Annotated in this window: 11 protein-coding genes, 1 pseudogene and 1 riboswitch; of the genes and pseudogenes, 7 read left to right on the top strand and 5 right to left on the bottom strand. The window is 65.5% G+C overall.

The genetic code is table 11. The annotated features are described in order from the left end of the window. Positions 1-92 precede the first annotated feature (92 nt). Positions 93-581: pseudogene (locus tag GGR40_RS07555) on the top strand (winged helix-turn-helix domain-containing protein); the annotation flags it as partial. A 3-nt stretch (positions 582-584) separates the two neighbouring features. On the opposite strand, the gene GGR40_RS07550 reads toward GGR40_RS07555, so the two are convergent. Next, the gene (locus GGR40_RS07550; RefSeq protein ID WP_429275597.1) at positions 585-2,477 is read right to left on the bottom strand and encodes a potassium transporter Kup; all 1,893 of its coding nucleotides are present in this window, start codon (positions 2,475-2,477) and stop codon (positions 585-587) included. A 234-nt stretch (positions 2,478-2,711) separates the two neighbouring features. Between GGR40_RS07550 and GGR40_RS07545 the strand changes: the two genes are divergently transcribed. Beyond that, positions 2,712-3,017, top strand: coding sequence for a hypothetical protein (locus tag GGR40_RS07545; protein ID WP_429275596.1), 306 nt, complete (start codon positions 2,712-2,714; stop codon positions 3,015-3,017). A 113-nt stretch (positions 3,018-3,130) separates the two neighbouring features. Beyond that, the gene (locus GGR40_RS07540) at positions 3,131-3,952 is read left to right on the top strand and encodes a TorF family putative porin (RefSeq protein WP_429275595.1); all 822 of its coding nucleotides are present in this window, start codon (positions 3,131-3,133) and stop codon (positions 3,950-3,952) included. A gap of 54 nt (positions 3,953-4,006) precedes the next feature. On the opposite strand, the gene GGR40_RS07535 is transcribed toward GGR40_RS07540, so the two are convergent. The 4 genes from GGR40_RS07535 to GGR40_RS07520 all read right to left on the bottom strand — a co-directional run bounded on the left by GGR40_RS07535 (position 4,007) and on the right by GGR40_RS07520 (position 9,739). After that, entirely contained in the window at positions 4,007-6,178 is a 2,172-nt protein-coding gene (locus tag GGR40_RS07535) for a TonB-dependent receptor (protein WP_429275594.1), read from the bottom strand. A gap of 16 nt (positions 6,179-6,194) precedes the next feature. Beyond that, positions 6,195-7,307: a PepSY-associated TM helix domain-containing protein gene (locus tag GGR40_RS07530; RefSeq protein WP_429275593.1), complete on the bottom strand. Its 1,113-nt coding sequence runs from the start codon at positions 7,305-7,307 to the stop codon at positions 6,195-6,197. Positions 7,308-7,568: 261 nt separating this feature from the next. Further along, a riboswitch (cobalamin riboswitch) is annotated at positions 7,569-7,824 on the bottom strand. 93 nt (positions 7,825-7,917) lie between these two features. Further along, the gene (locus GGR40_RS07525; protein WP_429275592.1) at positions 7,918-8,907 is read right to left on the bottom strand and encodes an aldo/keto reductase; all 990 of its coding nucleotides are present in this window, start codon (positions 8,905-8,907) and stop codon (positions 7,918-7,920) included. Between the two features lie 7 nt (positions 8,908-8,914). After that, positions 8,915-9,739: an amidohydrolase family protein gene (locus tag GGR40_RS07520; RefSeq protein WP_429275591.1), complete on the bottom strand. Its 825-nt coding sequence runs from the start codon at positions 9,737-9,739 to the stop codon at positions 8,915-8,917. Between the two features lie 128 nt (positions 9,740-9,867). Here GGR40_RS07520 and GGR40_RS07515 point away from each other — a divergent pair, with 128 nt between their 5' ends. From GGR40_RS07515 to GGR40_RS07500, 4 genes are all read left to right on the top strand, one after another. Beyond that, positions 9,868-10,713 (top strand): fumarylacetoacetate hydrolase family protein, encoded by an 846-nt coding sequence (locus GGR40_RS07515; protein WP_429275590.1) that lies wholly within the window; start codon positions 9,868-9,870, stop codon positions 10,711-10,713. A 147-nt stretch (positions 10,714-10,860) separates the two neighbouring features. Then, on the top strand, positions 10,861-11,589 hold the full coding sequence (locus GGR40_RS07510; RefSeq protein ID WP_429275589.1) for an SDR family oxidoreductase: 729 nt from the start codon (positions 10,861-10,863) through the stop codon (positions 11,587-11,589). A gap of 38 nt (positions 11,590-11,627) precedes the next feature. Next, on the top strand, positions 11,628-13,649 hold the full coding sequence (locus GGR40_RS07505) for a right-handed parallel beta-helix repeat-containing protein (RefSeq protein ID WP_429275588.1): 2,022 nt from the start codon (positions 11,628-11,630) through the stop codon (positions 13,647-13,649). After that, positions 13,646-16,843, top strand: coding sequence for an alpha-L-rhamnosidase (locus tag GGR40_RS07500; protein ID WP_429275587.1), 3,198 nt, complete (start codon positions 13,646-13,648; stop codon positions 16,841-16,843). The genes GGR40_RS07505 and GGR40_RS07500 overlap by 4 nt, the downstream gene beginning before the upstream one ends. Positions 16,844-16,863: the final 20 nt, after the last annotated feature.

Raw genomic sequence — 16,863 nt, 5'->3', positions numbered from 1 at the left:
ACGACCCTGCTCCCGGCATACAGCGATGGCGCCATGACGCTGAACATCAACTAGGCACAGAAAGGACTTGCTCTATGACGCGCGATTAGACGACCACCCTCATCATCGTATCCGCGCGCGAAGCGACCGAAGAAAAGGTGGCCGCGCTGGACCTTGGCGCGGACGATTACCTGACCAAGCCGTTCGACACCGACGAACTGCTGGCCCGCGTGCGCGTGGCACTGCGCAACCGCATGACGCGGGGCGGCGGGGTTCCGGCGCTGACGGTCGGCGACGTGGCGATCAACCTGCTCGACCGCACGATCACCAAGGCGGGCCGGGAACTCCACCTGACGCGCAAGGAATATGCCGTGCTGGCCCAGCTGGCGAAGTTTCCCGGCCGCGTCGTCACGCACCAGCAGATCATGGCGCAGGTCTGGCCGAACGAGAACGAACGCCATGTCGAATACCTGCGCGTGCTGATCCGCACGCTGCGCCAGAAGCTGGAGACCGATCCCCAGCGTCCGCAGATCATCAGCAACGAGGTGGGGATCGGCTACCGCCTGCGCCTGTCGGCCGATCTGCCGGAGGCGGCGGATTGAGCCTTAGATCTCGACCTGCGACCCCAGTTCCACCACGCGGTTGGTCGGCAGGTTGAAGAATTCCATCGGCGTTGCCGCGTTGCGGATCATCCAGGCGAACAGCTTTTCGCGCCAGATCGCCATGCCGGGCTTTTCCGAAGCGATCAGCGTCTGGCGCGACAGGAAGTAGCTGGTGTCCATCATCCGGATGGGATCGCCGCAGGCGGTCACCGTCTGCATCGCGGCGGGGATGTCGACTTCCTCCATGAAGCCGTGGCGCAGGCGGATGCGGTAGAACCCGGCGTCGCAGGGGGCCACTACTATGCGCTCCTCGGCGGCCATATGCGGCACGTCCTCTGTCACGACGGTCAGGATGATGACGCGTTCGTGCAGGATCTTGTTGTGCTTGACGTTATGAAGCAGGGCGGGGGGCACGCCTTCGCTGCTGGATGACAGGAAGATGGCGGTTCCGGCAATCCGCCGCACCGAACCTGCCGTGGATCGGATGAACAGGTCCAGATCCATCGCGCCTACCGCCAGATAGTGGCGCATGATGCGGCGGCCCGTCGACCATGTGGTCAGCGCCACGAAGACCACGCCCGCCACCAGCAGCGGAAACCAGCCGCCGTCGGGGATCTTGGTGGCGTTGGACAGGAAATAGGCGCCGTCGATCACCAGGAACGCGCCGGTGACCAGCCCCGCGACCACCGGGTTCCAGCGCCACACGCTGAACGTCAGCACGCCCATCATGCAGGCGGTGATGACCATCGTGCCCGTCACCGCGATGCCGTATGCCGCCGCCAGATTGCTGGAGCTGTGGAACGACAGGACAAGCGCCAGCACCAGGACCAGCAGCGCCCAGTTGACGATCGGGATATAGATCTGCCCCGCCGCCGATGCGCTGGTGTGCAGGATGCGCAGGCGCGGCAGGAAGCCCAGCTGCACCGCCTGCCGCGTCACCGAGAACGCGCCCGAGATCACGGCCTGACTGGCGATGATGGTTGCCAGCGTCGCCAGAATCACCAGCGGCAGGCGCGCCCATTCCGGTGCCAGCAGGAAGAACGGATTGCTGGCGGCCTCTGGACTGTCGAGCAGCAGCGCGCCCTGGCCCATGTAGTTGAGCATGAGACAGGGGAATGCCGCATAGAGCCAGGCGATGCTGATCGCCTTGCGGCCGAAGTGGCCCATATCGGCATAGAGCGCCTCTGCCCCCGTCACCGAAAGTACCACCGAACCCATGGCAAGAAACGCCAGCGTCGGATCGATCGCGAAGAAGCGCACCACCCACCAGGGGTTGAGGATGCCCACGATCTCCGGGTGCTGCACGATGTTGGCGATGCCCAGCACCGCCAGTACGATGAAGTAGACCGCCATGATCGGGCCGAAGAAGGTGCCGACCTTTTCTGTGCCGTGCTTCTGGATCAGGAACAGGCCAACAAGGATCACGACCGAGATCGGCACCACCAGATCCGCCAGCGAGCTTTCGACGATGGTCAGCCCCTCCACCGCCGAAAGTACCGACATGGCAGGCGTGATGATCGCATCGCCGTAGAACAGCGCGGCGGCCAGTACGCCCAGCATGGCGATCGCAGGCGTCCAGCGCGTCTCGCCCAGCGTGCGCCCGATCAGCGCCAGCAGCGCCATGCTGCCGCCTTCGCCTTCGTTGTCGGCACGCATGATGATGAAGACGTACTTCGCCGTCACGATCAGCGTCATCGTCCAGAAGATCAGCGAGAGCACGCCGTAGATGCGCGGGGCATCGACCACCAGCGGATGATGGCCGACGAAGCTCTCCTTCAGCGCATAGAGCGGCGATGTGCCGATGTCGCCGAACACCACGCCCAGCGCGCCCAGGGTCAGCTTTGGAAGGCCGCCCTGATGTTCCCGTTCGTGTCTTATGCCTGCGGTCTCACTCATGCCTGCGGTGTTCAAGTCGTGCCCCATCTGCGGTCCGACCGTGGCAATGCCACAGAACGGCATATGATCTCCATGTGCAGACATGCCGCGTCGCATAGGATTTGCATAGGATTGGCTCAGTTCGTCGTATTTGCCGTCCGATCCTATGTAATCTCAATGCTCGCAGAGGGTTCTCGATCTCGCAATGCTATGCGCATCTGCGTAGCTGAATCGCCTCCTAGTGGAGGTATCTTCGTGACGCGGTGGCATGAAACGGTGGCGGCCCGGATCGGGTTGCGCCTGGGCGGACTGGCCATTCTATCGCTGGCATGGGTCGTGGGGTGCGATCTGTACGTGCGGGTGCACGCCCACCCGCCTGCACCGGCAAGCATGGCCGAACTTGGCCGGTGCGCGGTGCTGGTGCTGCTGCTGATCGCTGGCAATGCATTGCTGTTCGTGGGTGCGGGTCTGTGGAGGGCGGTTCCGCTGCCTGCCAAGTGGTCTGCCGCGCGGATCGATCCACGCGACTTCGACATACTATCGTTCCGGGACCGCGCATAAAGAAAATACTATGCAATTTTAGATCTTTAAGTCTCGATATTAAACTACCTTCTGAACTAATTGGCTCGCCTCGACACGCTCCGTCAATACGCGGAGCCTTCCAAGAGGACATCATGAAGACCATCGTAACGCTTGCCGTCCTGTTTGCCGGACTGGCTCCGCTTGCCGCCCATGCTCAGGATGCCGACACGCCGGACGCACTCACCGTTTCCGGTTCGGCCACCATCGCGTCGGACTATCGCTTTCGCGGCGTTTCACAATCCGACAAGGGGATGGCGGTGCAAGGCGGCGTCACGCTCAGTCACGAAAGCGGCGTCTATGTCGGGGCATGGGGGTCGAATCTGGCCGGATGGGGCACCTTCGGCGGCGCCAACATGGAACTGGACCTGATTGGCGGCTACAAGGCCAAGCTGTCCGACAGCGCGACGCTGGACGTAGGCCTGGTGTGGTACATGTACCCAAGCGGCGCTTCCGATACCGACTTCGCAGAACCCTATGCCAAGCTGTCAGGCACCACCGGACCGGCCACGCTGACTGCAGGCGTGGCCTACGCGCCAAAGCAGTACGCGCTGGCCAACGTGTCGAACGCACCGGACAGCCGCGGGCAGAAGCAGGACAACCTCTACCTTTGGGGCGACGGCGCGCTGGCCATCGCCGGCACGCCGCTGACCGCCAGAGCGCACGTCGGTCATTCCTGGGGCAACCCCGGCCTTGGCCCGAACGGCACCAGCGTGGCCCCTACGGGCAGCTACTGGGACTGGTCGCTGGGGCTGGATGCTTCGTGGCGGAACCTGACGCTCAACGTCTCCTACGTGGACACGGACATTTCGCGGGCCGGGGCCGCACGCCTGCAGCCCAATTTCAGCAAAGGGCAGGACGGGACCGGCTCCATCGCCGATGGCGCCGTCATCGCCTCGCTGACCGCCGCTTTCTGAGCCAACGCTGCGGTCCGGCCTCTGCCTTAAGGCAGGGCCGGACCCGCACGGGCGTCAGAACTTCGCCCGGAACATGACCTCGACGGTGCGTGGCGCGCCCAGATAGACGGCGCTGGCGCCGCCCCATTCGATGTAGGTGCGGTCCGTCAGGTTACGCGCGCGCAGCGTCACGTCGCCGAAGTCGAAGGCATAGCCGATCGACGCATCGAAGATCGTGTAGCCGTCGATCTTCACGGTATTGGCGGTGTTGCCGTATGTCCTGCCCGTATGGCGCATTCCGGCCGTGAGTTTCAGCGGAACCGGTTCGAACTGGTAGACGGCGAACAGGTTCGCCACGGCCCCGGCGACGTTGGGCGGGGTGTTGCCGGTACGGTTCGCGCCGCCCGCCTCGATCAGGTCGTCGTACTTCGCGTCCAGCACGGCAAGATTCCCGTCGAGCCGGAACTGCGGCGTGATCGCGGCGGAAAGCGCCAGTTCCACGCCTCGCGAAGACTGCGCGCCGCCCTGAAACGCGGTGTTGGTCTCAAGGTCGCGGGTGATGATGTCCTTCTGGCGGATCCAGTAGCCTGACAGGGTCGCGGTGATCCGGTCGTCCAGCCAGGATCCCTTCAGGCCCACTTCGGCGGATTCGCCCTTGGTCAGTTCGAAACCGGCGTTGGTCAGCGACAGCAGCACCAGCGTTCCCACCGCCTCTGCGCCGCGCGTATACTGGGCATAGAGCTGCGTCTTCGCGCCGATGTCGTAGACCAGCCCGGCCCGGTAGGAGAACGGGTTGTAGGTGCGATCGAACGAGGACACATTGTCGAGGTTGTAGTCCACGACCGTGCGCCTGAGCTTCATCGATTCATATCGGCCGCCAACCACTACCAGGAGCCCGTCGGTCAGGTTGTAGGCATTTTCTCCAAACACCGCATCGATGCTGATCTTCGCAGCCGAATCCGCAAAGTTGCCTGCGCCGGGGAAATTCGCGGGCGTGATCTGCGGAAACAGGCCCGGCTCGAAGTCATACGGGTTGATCGACTGGGCCAGCCCGAAACGGCGGATGCTGGTGTGGTCGTTCTCGCTGTGCTCCACGCCCAGCAGGAAGCGGTTGCGGTGGCCCAGCAGCGGCCCGTCGGCAGAAAGGGCCAGCCGTTCGTGCCAGAAATCCAGCGGATTGCGGATATACGTGGCACGGCGGCTGACCCGCTGGGTGGCGGCTGCATAGCTATAGCTTTCGGCATCGTACCACAGCCGGTCGCCGTTGTTATAGGACAGGTCGTTGCGCAGGCTCCAGACGTCGGAGATTTTCCACTTCACCTGCGAGCGCAGCCATGTGCTGTCCGACCGGATGCGCGCATCGGCATACTGCAGGTTCGTGTCCCGCAGCGCCAGGTCAAGCACCAGCCCGTTGGCGGTCGTGACAAGACCGCTGGGGTCGCGGGCGATGGCGCTGCCGACCAGCGGCGTGCCCCAGTAGATCGGGCCGTCCAGCTTCCAGAAATACTCCGCCGCCAGATAGATGCTGAGGTTATCGGTCGGCTGCAACTGCACGCCAAGGTTGGCAGACAGGCTTTCCGACCTGACCCGGTCGATGTACCCGTCCGATCCGGCATAGCTGACAAGCGCGCGCACGGCCAGTTTGTCACCCAGTGGAACGTTGGCATCTGCGGCAAGCCGGAAGGTGTTGAACGTTGCGTACTGCGCGAGGCCGTTGAAGGCTGTTGTTTCCAGCACGGGCTTCTTGGGCACGAAGTTGATCGACCCGCCCATGCCGCCTTCGCCGTACAGCACGGACCCGGGGCCCTTCAGCACCTCGATCCGGTCGAAGGCGAAGCTGTCGAAGTTGCGCGATGTCATCGTTGATGGCTGGTGGATGCCGTCGTAGTTGTGCGACACGGAATTGCCGCCAAAGCCGCGCCTCGACACAGTGCCGGGCGAGCCGCCGGTGTCGATGGCAGTGACGCCCGGCGCGCTGTTCAGTGCCTCGTTCGAGGTGCGCAGACCACGTTCCAGAAACCGGTCCTGCGTCAGCACGTCGAGCGTCGCAGGCGTTTCGCGAACGGTCAGGTTCAGGCGCGAACCGGTCTGCGAAGGTGTGTCGAGCACGATCTCGCGTGCGCCGCTGACGATGATGGTATCGCCGGGCGCGGTATCCTCTTCGTTGGCCATGGCGGGCGATGCCGTCATCATGCCAAGCATGGACAGCGCCAGCGCCGTGTGAGAAACGGACGTAATTATTACCATTGGATTTCCCCCTGTCTTAATTTGAAACCTTGCGGTGAACCGCTGCTTGCGACCGCTGGCGATGGGCCGAAAGGCGGGCCTGCTTGCCACGCCAGCGGATCAGCCCGGTGATGAAGAGAACCGCCGGGACCAGCCCCAGCAGCGCCACGATGATGCGCCCGACCAGGCCGAACACCTCGCCGCTGTGGAGCGGGTAGAACCAGGCCTGGATGCGATCCCCGGCGGAATCTCGCGGGCCATCGTGGATCGCCAGCACCCGGCCATCGTAACGATCGACCCAGATCTGGCTTTTGGGAAAGCGCGTGCCCGGCTCTCCCGCTTGCCAGAAGCGGATTTCATAAGCGCCCTCGGCCCTCGACGGCACTTTGATCCAGCGCAGATCGGCGTCCGGACGTGCGGCGCGCGCGGCGGCGAGGGCTGCATCGACGGGGATGCGCGGCCTGCCGTGCTCTGGATCGGAAACGGGCTTTGGCAGCGGGGAGGGCGCAGAAAACATCTGCAGCAGCGGCCTGACTTGCCAGGGCAGACTCATCGCTGTGGCCGTGGCCGCCACGATCAGCAGCAGCCCCAGACTGCCGATGCCCAGCAGGCGGTGCGCGTCGTGGATCGTGCGCTCCAGCGGACCGCCGACCCGCAACGCCACCCGACTGCGCAGCGACCGCCCCGACCGCCACCACAGCACCGTGCCCAGAATCAGCAGGGCCATGACCGCCAGCCCGACAATGCCCATCACGGTGGCGCCGGTGCGTCCCATTAGCAGCCGATAATGCAGTTCATAAAGCCACGTCGAAACGGTCCCGCCCCAGCGCACGTCGCGCACGACCGTCAACGTCGCAGGATCGAGCGACACCATGCGCTGGCCGCCGTGACCGGGCAGGCGGCTGGTGATTACGCCGCCTTCGGCGGGCAGTTCGATGTTCCAGTCCCCCCGCTCCGGCGCCTCCATCTTGTGCAGTGCGCGGTAGACGCCCTCGTAGCTGTGCGGCCTGACGCCGGGCGATGATTGCAGCGCGGGCAGGGCGATGCGTTCGATCTCCTGATAGAACGCCAGATACGACCCCGTCAGCCCGCACATTGACAGCACGAGGCCGACCGTCAGCCCCAGCCAGGCATGAAGCCTTCCGGCCATGGATCTTACAGACCTGCTGCCTGTCCTTCTTCGCACTTCGTTCCCCTCAAGCGACGGCGACACCGGCAGCACGATCTGCCGGTGGCCAACAAGTTCGAGAACGGTCGGATACCGTTACAGGTAGCCCTGTAACGGTTGCGAATGCACGGGTTCCGGGCGCGCGAAGACGCCCGGCAAAACCATGCCGTCGACGGTCCGACCGCCAGCTTCCTGTCGCTCAAACGGAGTTCACCGTGCCGCGGCCATCCCCTGGACCAGGGCAAGAGCGACCGAACGCCGGCAGGTCTCCTGGCTCACGGGTCATCGCTTGATGCACGGCCTTCCCAGGCCTCGCTTGTTTCAGCGTCCGGCCCAGTGGCTGCGGCATGGGCGCCTTGCCCTGCCGACCATATGCATCGCGCTCACCGCTTACAGTTGCAGGGACAGCCGCGGATTTGGACGGCCTTCACAGCGGAAGGCGTCCGCACCACGTTCCCTATTAAGTCCCTTTCGGGACACCGGCGCGATCGACCGGGGAGCGATCCCCGGCGCGTGACGCCTAGTGCAATCGCATCGCGACAACAAGCGGCTTTGTTGATTTCAAACGCGCCGAAGCGCAGCGAGGGCTGCTTCAAGTGCCGCTTGTCAGCCCCTGCGCCTCCAGCGCGGCCCAGAAGTTCTCCGGGATCGGGGTGGCGGCCAGCGTGGTGGTGGCGTTCAGTTCGGCGGGCGAGGCGACGCCGGGCACCACCGCTTCCACCACCGGGTGACGCAGCGGAAACTGCAGCGCCGCCGCGGCCAGAGGGATGCCGAAGTCGGCACAGATATCCTCGATCCGGCCTACCTTTTCGACCACGGCGGCGGGCGGCGCGCCATATTCGTAAGGTGCCGGAGAGCCGCCCCGGACGCCCCGCGCCAATATCCCCGAGTTGAATGGCGCCCCGGCGACAATCCGCACCCCCCGGCTGGCGCAAAGCGGAAACAGGCGGTGCAGCGGCGACTGTTCCAACAGGGTATAGCGCCCCGCCAGCAGGATCACGTCGAGGTCGGTATGCTGCAGCACTTCCTCGCACACTGCGGTTTCGTTGACGCCCAGCCCGATGGCCTTCACCGCGCCCCCGTCCCGCAGTTCGTGCATGGCGCGCAGGCCGCCGTCTAGGAAACGTCGCATCTGTGATGCGTGCCCATCGCCATGGGCATAGCGACCGATGTCGTGGGCCAGCAGGATGTCGATCCTGCCGCGCCGCAGCCGCTTCAGGCTGTCCTCGAAGGACTGCATGACGGCATCGTAGCCATAGTCGAACACGCTCTCGAAGGGTTCGGGAGAGACGAAGCCCTGCCGCACCGAGCCAAGGTCCGCGTCCGGGACCGGGTCCAGTCGCCGACCGACCTTGGTGGAAATAACCGCGGTGCCGTTCGGGTCCAGCACGGCCAGCGCATCGCCCAAGCGACGCTCGCTGAGGCCGAATCCGTAGTGGGGAGCCGTGTCGAAATACCGCAGGCCCGCCGCCCAGGCCGCCTCAACCACAGCTCGCGCGTCCCCCTCCGTCACCGGGCGATAGAGATTGCCGATGGCGGCGGAACCGAAGCCCAGCTTTCCGGGAAGTTCGGGCATCGTCATGGTCGCATCATCCCAGCCCGTAGAATTCGATGGCGGCACCCGCGAAAAGGCGGTCGCGAGCGGCGTCGTCCAGATCTGCCACGAGGGCCAGCGTCGCATCCACCCACTCGCCATATGTATCGCCCATATGAAGCAGTACGGGCCAGTCGCTGCCCCACATGGTCCGATCACCGAAGCAGGCCAGCACATGCGAGACCCATGGCGCCAGATCCGCCGAGAGCTGTCCTGGCGCCTGCTGCGTGCGCAGTCCGGAAAGCTTGCACCACACGTTGGGCAGGGCGGCCAGCGCCGCCAGATCGCCGTGCCAGGGGTCCAGCACGCCACGGGCGGCATCGGGTTTCGCGGCATGGTCGATCACGATCGGCAGGTCGGGCCAGAGCCGCGCGAACCGGAGCAGCGCGGGCAGGTGCCGGGGCTCCACCAGCGCATCGAAGCGCAGGCCGTGATCCACCATGGCGCGGATGCCGGGTTCAAGTTCAGGCAGCAGGATCCAGTCCGGATCGGCGATTGCCTGAAGCATCGGGCGCAGGCCCCGGCACTTGGGCCGACCGGCCAGCGCCGCGATCCGCTTCGCTGCATCCGGAGCATCCAGCGCGGCCCAGGCGACGATGCCGCGCACCATGGGTTCGCCGGCTGCAAGGGCGAACAGCCAGTCGGTATCGCGGTCGTCCGGCTGTGACTGGACCAGGATGGTGCCCGCCAGATCGCATCCGGTCGCTTGCGCCCTGAGGTCATCCGGCAGGAAATCGCGATGGAGCAGTGGCCAGTCGGTATCGGGCCAGTTGCATTCAGGCGCGTCGATGCGCCAGAAATGCTGATGGGAATCAAGCATGCGGGGTCGCACTGTCATCTCTCCGTCCGGCCATCGCTTACACGCTTGCATCCGGTTTAAACATACTACATCATACAAATCAAATGGCGTGTGTCCATGCCGACCCCATCGAAAAGAAAGGATGCCGAATGAAACTGTGCCGCGTCGGGGAACCCGGAAACGAGCGTCCCGCCCTTGTCGATGCCGAAGGTGCACTGCGCGATCTGTCCGCGCATGTTGCAGATATCGACCAGGATACGATCGGTGTCGAGGGGCTTGCGCGACTTGCCGCCATCGATCCGTCCTCACTGCCGCTGATTGAGGACGGCGTGCGTTACGGCCGGTGCGTGACCGGGACGCGCCAGTTCGTGGCGATCGGCCTGAACTATGCGGACCACGCCGCCGAATCCAACCTGCCGATCCCCGAGGAGCCGGTCGTCTTCAACAAGTGGGTCAGTTGCATTCAGGGACCGAACGATCCCGTCCAGGTCCCACCCGGGTCGCGCAAGACCGACTGGGAAGTGGAACTTGGCGTGATCATTGGCACCGAAGCGTGGCAGGTAGACGAGGCGACGGCGCTGGATCATGTAGCGGGCTATTGCGTCATCAATGACGTGTCGGAACGCGAATGGCAGTTGGAACGCGGCGCCACCTGGGACAAGGGCAAGGGCTTTCCCGGTTTCGGCCCGATCGGTCCATGGCTTGTCACCGCCGACGAGGTTGGCGATCCGCAGGCGCTGTCGATGTGGCTGGAAGTCAACGGCAAGCGCGTACAGGACGGCTCCAGTGCGACGATGATCTTCACCGTGGCCCAGATCGTTTCCTATCTCAGCCGCTTCATGCGCCTGCTGCCGGGCGACGTCATCACCACCGGCACCCCGCCGGGCGTGGGTCTCGGCCAGAAGCCGGAACCCTGGTACCTCAAGGCCGGCGACGTCGTGGAACTCGGCATCGAGAAACTGGGCGTCCAGCGGCAGGAATTCGTCGCGGGCTGAGCCTGATGTCCTCTGCCGTCATTCCCGCGCACGCGGGGCGTGACGGCGGGACTGGCGGGCAGGCGCCGGATGATGCGGCAGATCGCTCATTGACATCAGCCCGCCCGATGAGATATTCATCATACGTATTATAATATTGGAGAGAGCATGGGGCGTCTAGCAGGCAAGACCGCACTGGTGACCGCCGCCGGGCAAGGCATCGGTCGCGCCAGCGCCGAAGCGTTCCTGCGCGAAGGCGCACGCGTGATCGCCACCGACATTCGCGCAGAGCCGCTCGCCGATTTCGCGGACGCGGAAACGGTCGTCCTCGACGTGACGGATGCGCAGGCCGTTAGTGCCGTAGCAGCGGCCCATCCCGAGATCGACGTGCTGTTCAACTGCGCAGGGTTCGTCCATCCCGGCACGATCCTTGACTGCGACGAAGACGCATGGGCGTTCTCCAACTCCCTCAACGTCACCGCCCAATATCGGATGATCCGCGCCATCCTGCCCAACATGATTGCGCGTGGCGGCGGGTCGATCATCAACATGTCCTCGGTGGCGTCCAGCGTGAAGGCGGTGCCCAACCGCTTTGCCTACTCCACCACCAAGGCAGCGGTGATCGGGCTGACCAAGTCGGTCGCGGTGGACTTCGTTTCGCAGGGTATCCGCTGCAACGCGATCTGCCCCGGCACGGTGGAGACGCCGTCGCTGATCCAGCGGCTGCACGACACCGGCGATTTCGACAAGGCCTATGCCGACTTTACCGCCCGTCAGCCGATGGGCCGGTTCGGCAGCGCGGCGGAACTGGCGGCGCTGGCGGTCTATCTGGCGTCGGACGAATCCGCTTTCACCACCGGTGCGATCCACGTCATCGACGGAGGCTGGACAAGCTAGGGCTCGCCTTCACACGTTAAAAAACAAGGGAGAGGAACATGACAGAGGCCCGGATCGCGGCCCGTACCGTCGCGCGCATCGTGGCCGTGCTGGCTGCAGGCTGCAGCGCGCTGCCGGTGCTGGCGCAGGCGCAGTCCGTCGAGGTTCACGTCTCGCCGCAGGGGGACGATCGCAACCCCGGCACGCAGGCGCGCCCGGTCCGCTCGCTGCCCCGCGCGCAGGCCCTTGTCCGCCAGAGCAATGCCAGGTCCGACGTCACCGTGCTGCTGGCCGAAGGGACATGGCGGCTCGACGCGCCGCTGCTGTTTCGCCGTGCCGACGGCGGGCAGGGCGGCCACAGCGTCACCTGGAAGGCTGCGCCGGGCGCGCATCCGGTGATCTCGGGCGGGATGACCGTGGGCGGCTTTCGGCCCTTCGATGCAGAGCGCCGCATCTGGGTGGCTGACGTGCCCAAAGGGCTGGACACGCGGCAGGTCTGGGTGGATGGCACGCTGGGCGAACGTCCTTGGATGGAAATCCGCGCGGTCGACCTTACGTTCGACGCCACCGGTTTCACCGTGAACGATCCCAAGCTGGGCTGGCTCTCCACGCTGGCCGCACCGTCGCGCGTCGAACTGGAGGCGACGGGCTTCTTCACCGACCGCATATCTCCGGTCAAGGCCATCGAAGGGCGCCACGTCACCATGCAGCAGCCCGCGTGGGACAACAACACCTGGGGCTATGACACGATCTCCAAGCCCATCTTCCCCGACGACAGCCGCCTGTTCCTGATCGGCGCGCTGGAGTTCGTGGGCAAGGCCAACGAATGGCATTCGCGCCCTTACCAGTGGGTGATCGACCCGCAGGCGGGCAAGCTCTACCTGCGCATGGGTCTGGACGAGGACATCGCGAAGCGCGAAGTCGTGGTGCCCAGGCTGGAATCGCTGGTGTCGATTGCCGGCACGCCCAAGGCCCCGGTGGAGCGCCTTCGGTTCGAGGGCCTGCGTTTTTCCCATACCAGTTGGCTCGGCCCCTCGCGCTCGACGGGCTACGCCAACCAGCAGAGCGGCGCCTTCCTTTACGAGACAAGCCCGATCCGCCCCGCCGATGCGTGGAAAAGCTGCGGCTGGGGCTGCGTGGAGTTCGAATCCATGCGTCAGAAGTGGCACCAGATGCCCGCCGCCGTGCAGGTTTCGGCAGCGCGCGACGTGACGTTCACCGGCAACACATTCTCGCAACTGGGACAAGTGGCGTTGGGGATCGGCAACGATGCCAATGCCAATCTTTCGGGCGCCGGGCTGGCGACGCAGGGCATCCGCGTATCGCGCAACCGCTTTGCCGTGCTGTCCGGCAGCGCGATCATGGCGGGCGGAGTGCGGATCGAGGCGCACCACCCTGATGACGCCGCGCTGGTCAACCGCGACCTTGCGATAGAGGACAACACCGTCGCCACCGTCAGCCAGGACTATCGCGACAATGCCGCGATACTGACGACATATGTGTCCGGCGCGCGGATCGCCCATAACGACATCAGCGACGCCCCTTACGACGGGATCGCGGTGGGCTGGGGCTGGGGCTACAACGACGCGGGCGGTAACCCGAACTATGACGAGAACGCGAAGGGCTACGTCCACAACCGCAAGTTCACCACCCCAACCACGCTGCGCGACACGGTGGTAGAAGGGAACCGCATCCACGGCGTGAAGACCTGGTTCATGGACGGCGGCGCGATCTACAACCTGTCCGCAAATCCCGGCGCGGTGATCCGCGGCAACCACATCTTCGACATCGGCAACCGCATCGCCATCTACCTTGACGAAGGATCGAAGCACTTCCGCGTCACCGGCAACGTGGTGGAGACGGGCGGAAAGTGGCTCAACATCAACACCGCGGGCGCGATGTACAAACGGCGCATCTCCACCGACAACGTAGCAACCGGCAACTGGCATACGGTCAACACCACGGGCGGGCGCTGGCTGGAGGAGATCGGCAACGTGGCGCGTGATAACCCGCTTGTGCCCGACCGCAACTGGCCCGCAGACGCGCAGGCGGTGATAGACGCCGCCGGGGTGCGGCCATGACCGGGCTGGACCGCCGCGCGCTGCTGAAAGGCGCAGGAGTGCTGGGCGCAGCCGCCGGTGTGCCGCTGCAAACGGCGCTGGGGCAGGAACGCCAGTCCCTGCGCATCGTCGATCTCAAGACCGAGGGGCTGGTCGATCCCATCGGCCTCGATCAGCAAGACGTGCGCCTGTCCTGGCGGCTGGAAAGTGAACGGCGCGGCGTGACGCAGGTGCGCTGCGAAGTGCAGGCCGCCTGCACCCGCGCGCTGCTGGAAGCAGGCACGCCCGACCTTTGGCACGCGGGCGAAGTCCTGACCCGGCGCAGCATGGACATGGGCTGGCTGGGCGCGCCGCTGAAGTCCCGGCAGAAGGTCTACTGGCGTGTGCTGGTGCGCGACGACGCCGGGGTGAAGGCGACCAGCCCGGTCGCCACGTTCGAGATGGGCCTCCTCGACAAGGCTGACTGGACCGCGCAGTGGATCGAAGCGCAGACCGACCTCGAACGCGCCGATCGCGCCGCCGGGCTGGTATGGATGCGCGGCGATCGCACGACAGATGAAAGCCCGCGCTTCTTCCGGCTGGCCTTCGACCTCGACCATGCGGGAGAGGCCACACTGTTCACCGCCGCCAATTTCAAGTCCACCCTGTGGCTGGATGGAGAGCAGGTGCAGGTGCCGGTGGGCTTCAAGCGCTTCGGCATCGATCCAGTGGCGGTGACGGTGCGCAATCTGCCTGCCGGGCGCCACGTTCTGGGATTTCGGGTGGAAAATCCGCGCGGCTTCAACGGGCCGAAGATCCATGAAATCGCCGCCACGGCGATGATCCGTGTGGGCGACCGGCGTATCACCAGCGAGGCGATGCGAACCGCGCTACATGCCGGTGACGGATGGTCCACCGTCGCTTTCGACGATGCGGGTTGGGACAAGGCCGCACGCTCTGCCAACCAGCCCCAGGCCTGGCCGCGCGTCGGTGCCTATATGCTGCGGCGTGAATTCCGGCTGGCGAAGCCGGTCCGGCAGGCGCGCTTGCGGATGACTGCGCTGGGGGCATACGTGGCGCAGATCAACGGCCAGCCCGTGGGAGAAGCGCGACTGGCCCCGGAAAGCAGCGATTTCCGCTTCACCGCGCTCTATCGCACTTACGACGTTACCCGGTTGCTTCGCGCGGGCGCGAATGCCATCGGCGCTATGCTGGGAGAGGGCTGGTACGGCAGCTATCACGCGCCTGCGGGCCGGTACGCCTTCGGTGACCCGCCGCTGCGCCTTTTTGCGCAGCTGGAGGTGGAGCACACCGACGGCACCCGCACCCTGATCGCCACCGACAAGGACTGGCAGCTGCGCCCCGAAAGCCCGGTGACGCAGGCCGAAATCTACTACGGAGAGGACTACGACGCACGCCTTGAACAGCCGGGCTGGTCGCAGCCGGGGTTCAATGCACCGGGCTGGGTGCCTGCCCACATCGGCGCGACGCCGCCCTGCGCGCTCGTCTCTCACGTTGCGCCGCCGTTGCAGGCGATAGAGCGGATGACGCCGCGTACGATCACCAGTTTCGAAGGCGACCGGCACGTCATCGACTTCGGCCAGAACTTCGCAGGCTGGGTGGAACTGAAAGCGAAGGGCGCGTCCGGTCAGCAGATTTCGCTGAAATTCGCGGAGATTCTGGGCACCGATGGCCGGGTTGATCAGGCGAACCTGCGCTCGGCCCGTTGCGCCTGCCTCTATACCCTGCGCGGCGATCCGGCGGGCGAGACTTATCAGCCGCACTTCACCTACTTCGGGTTCCGCTACGTCGAAGTCAGCGGGCTGGGCCGCGCGCCAACGGCGGACGAGGTGACCGGCATCGTCGTGTCCAGCGCCTTGCCCGAAACCGGCAGGCCGCTGGTGGAAAACCGCATCGTCCAGGGCCTGTGGCAGAACAGCCGCTGGAGCCAGCGCTCCAACTTCTTCGGCGTGCCCACCGACTGCCCGCAGCGCGACGAGCGGCTGGGCTGGACCGGCGACGCCAACGTGTTCTGGGACGCCGCCGCCTTCACCATGGACGTCGGCCCCTTCACCCGCCGCTTCATGGGCGACATGCGCGATGCGCAGGGACCACGCGGAGAGTTTCCCGACTACGCGCCGTCGGGCTGGCGCGACCAGTTGCTGGGCGCTTCGCCGGGCTGGGCGGACGCGGGCGTCATCCTGCCGTGGACGGTCTGGCAGCGCTATGGCGACACCGCCATCGTCGAGCGTAATTGGGCAGCGATGACCCGCTACATGCGCTTCATCGCGCAGCACAACCCCGACCACGTCTGGCGCAACCTGCGCGGCTACGACTATGGCGACTGGGTGGCGCTGGACGCCAAGGAGCCCGGCGACGAAACGACGCCCAAGGATCTCATCGCCACCGCCATGTGGAAGCGCTCCGCCGATGCCATGGCGCAGATGGCCACGGGTGCCAGACGCCAGCCCGAAGCCGAACGCTATGCGCAGCTGTCGAACGACATTGCCGCCGCATTCGCCGCAGCGTTCGTCCGCCCTGACGGCAGCGTCGGCAACGGATCGCAATGCGGCTATATCCTGGCGCTGCGGTTCGGACTGGTGCCCGCTACGCTGCAGGCCGCGGCCACGCAGAAGCTGGCAGCGGACATCGGGCGGCGCGGCACGCTACTGTCCACCGGGTTCCTGGGTACGCCGTTCAGCCTCGATGCGCTGGCCGATCAGGGGCAGCATGCGCTGGTCTACGACCTGCTGCTGCGCACGGCGTTCCCGTCATGGGGCTACATGATCGCCAAGGGTGCGACGACGATCTGGGAGCGCTGGAACGCCGACATGGCCGATGCGTCGATGAATTCGTACAACCACTATGCGCTGGGGGCGGTGGCAGGCTTCGTGTTCCGCCGCATCGCCGGGATCGACCCGTTGGAGGCGGGCTTCCTAAAGTGGCGCTTCGATCCGGTGCTGGACCCGCGCCTGAACCGGGGCGGGGCGACTTACGACAGCGTGGTGGGCCGGATCGTCACCGACTGGACGTACAAATCGGGCCGGTTCGAGGCGCGGATCACGGTGCCGGCAAATTCCCGCGCGGAAGTATGCCTGCCGGCCCGCTCAGCCGATGCTGTACGGGAAGGGGGCAAGGCCGTGGCCGATGCGCCGGACGTAAAGGTGATCGGCCTGCGCGGCCAGAAGTTCGTGGTGGAGGTGGGATCGGGCGATTACCGCTTCACTGTGGCCTGACCCATCGCAAAGCGGGGTGG

This window comes from Novosphingobium gossypii (genome assembly GCF_050433305.1).
Lineage (GTDB): Bacteria > Pseudomonadota > Alphaproteobacteria > Sphingomonadales > Sphingomonadaceae > Novosphingobium > Novosphingobium gossypii.
The sequence above is the reverse complement of the archived record's forward strand: the minus strand, read 5'-3'. Positions and strand labels throughout refer to the sequence as shown.

Excerpts from the sequence above, each read along its gene's own strand:
- GGR40_RS07530 (WP_429275593.1), bottom strand. The coding sequence starts at position 7,307 with ATGGCCGGAAGGCTTCATGCCTGGCTGGGGCTGACGGTCGGCCTCGTG.
- GGR40_RS07505 (WP_429275588.1), top strand. The coding sequence starts at position 11,628 with ATGACAGAGGCCCGGATCGCGGCCCGTACCGTCGCGCGCATCGTGGCC.
- GGR40_RS07520 (WP_429275591.1), bottom strand. The coding sequence starts at position 9,739 with ATGCTTGATTCCCATCAGCATTTCTGGCGCATCGACGCGCCTGAATGC.
- GGR40_RS07510 (WP_429275589.1), top strand. The coding sequence starts at position 10,861 with ATGGGGCGTCTAGCAGGCAAGACCGCACTGGTGACCGCCGCCGGGCAA.
- GGR40_RS07550 (WP_429275597.1), bottom strand. The coding sequence starts at position 2,477 with ATGAGTGAGACCGCAGGCATAAGACACGAACGGGAACATCAGGGCGGC.
- GGR40_RS07515 (WP_429275590.1), top strand. The coding sequence starts at position 9,868 with ATGAAACTGTGCCGCGTCGGGGAACCCGGAAACGAGCGTCCCGCCCTT.
- GGR40_RS07540 (WP_429275595.1), top strand. The coding sequence starts at position 3,131 with ATGAAGACCATCGTAACGCTTGCCGTCCTGTTTGCCGGACTGGCTCCG.
- GGR40_RS07525 (WP_429275592.1), bottom strand. The coding sequence starts at position 8,907 with ATGACGATGCCCGAACTTCCCGGAAAGCTGGGCTTCGGTTCCGCCGCC.
- GGR40_RS07500 (WP_429275587.1), top strand. The coding sequence starts at position 13,646 with ATGACCGGGCTGGACCGCCGCGCGCTGCTGAAAGGCGCAGGAGTGCTG.
- GGR40_RS07535 (WP_429275594.1), bottom strand. The coding sequence starts at position 6,178 with ATGGTAATAATTACGTCCGTTTCTCACACGGCGCTGGCGCTGTCCATG.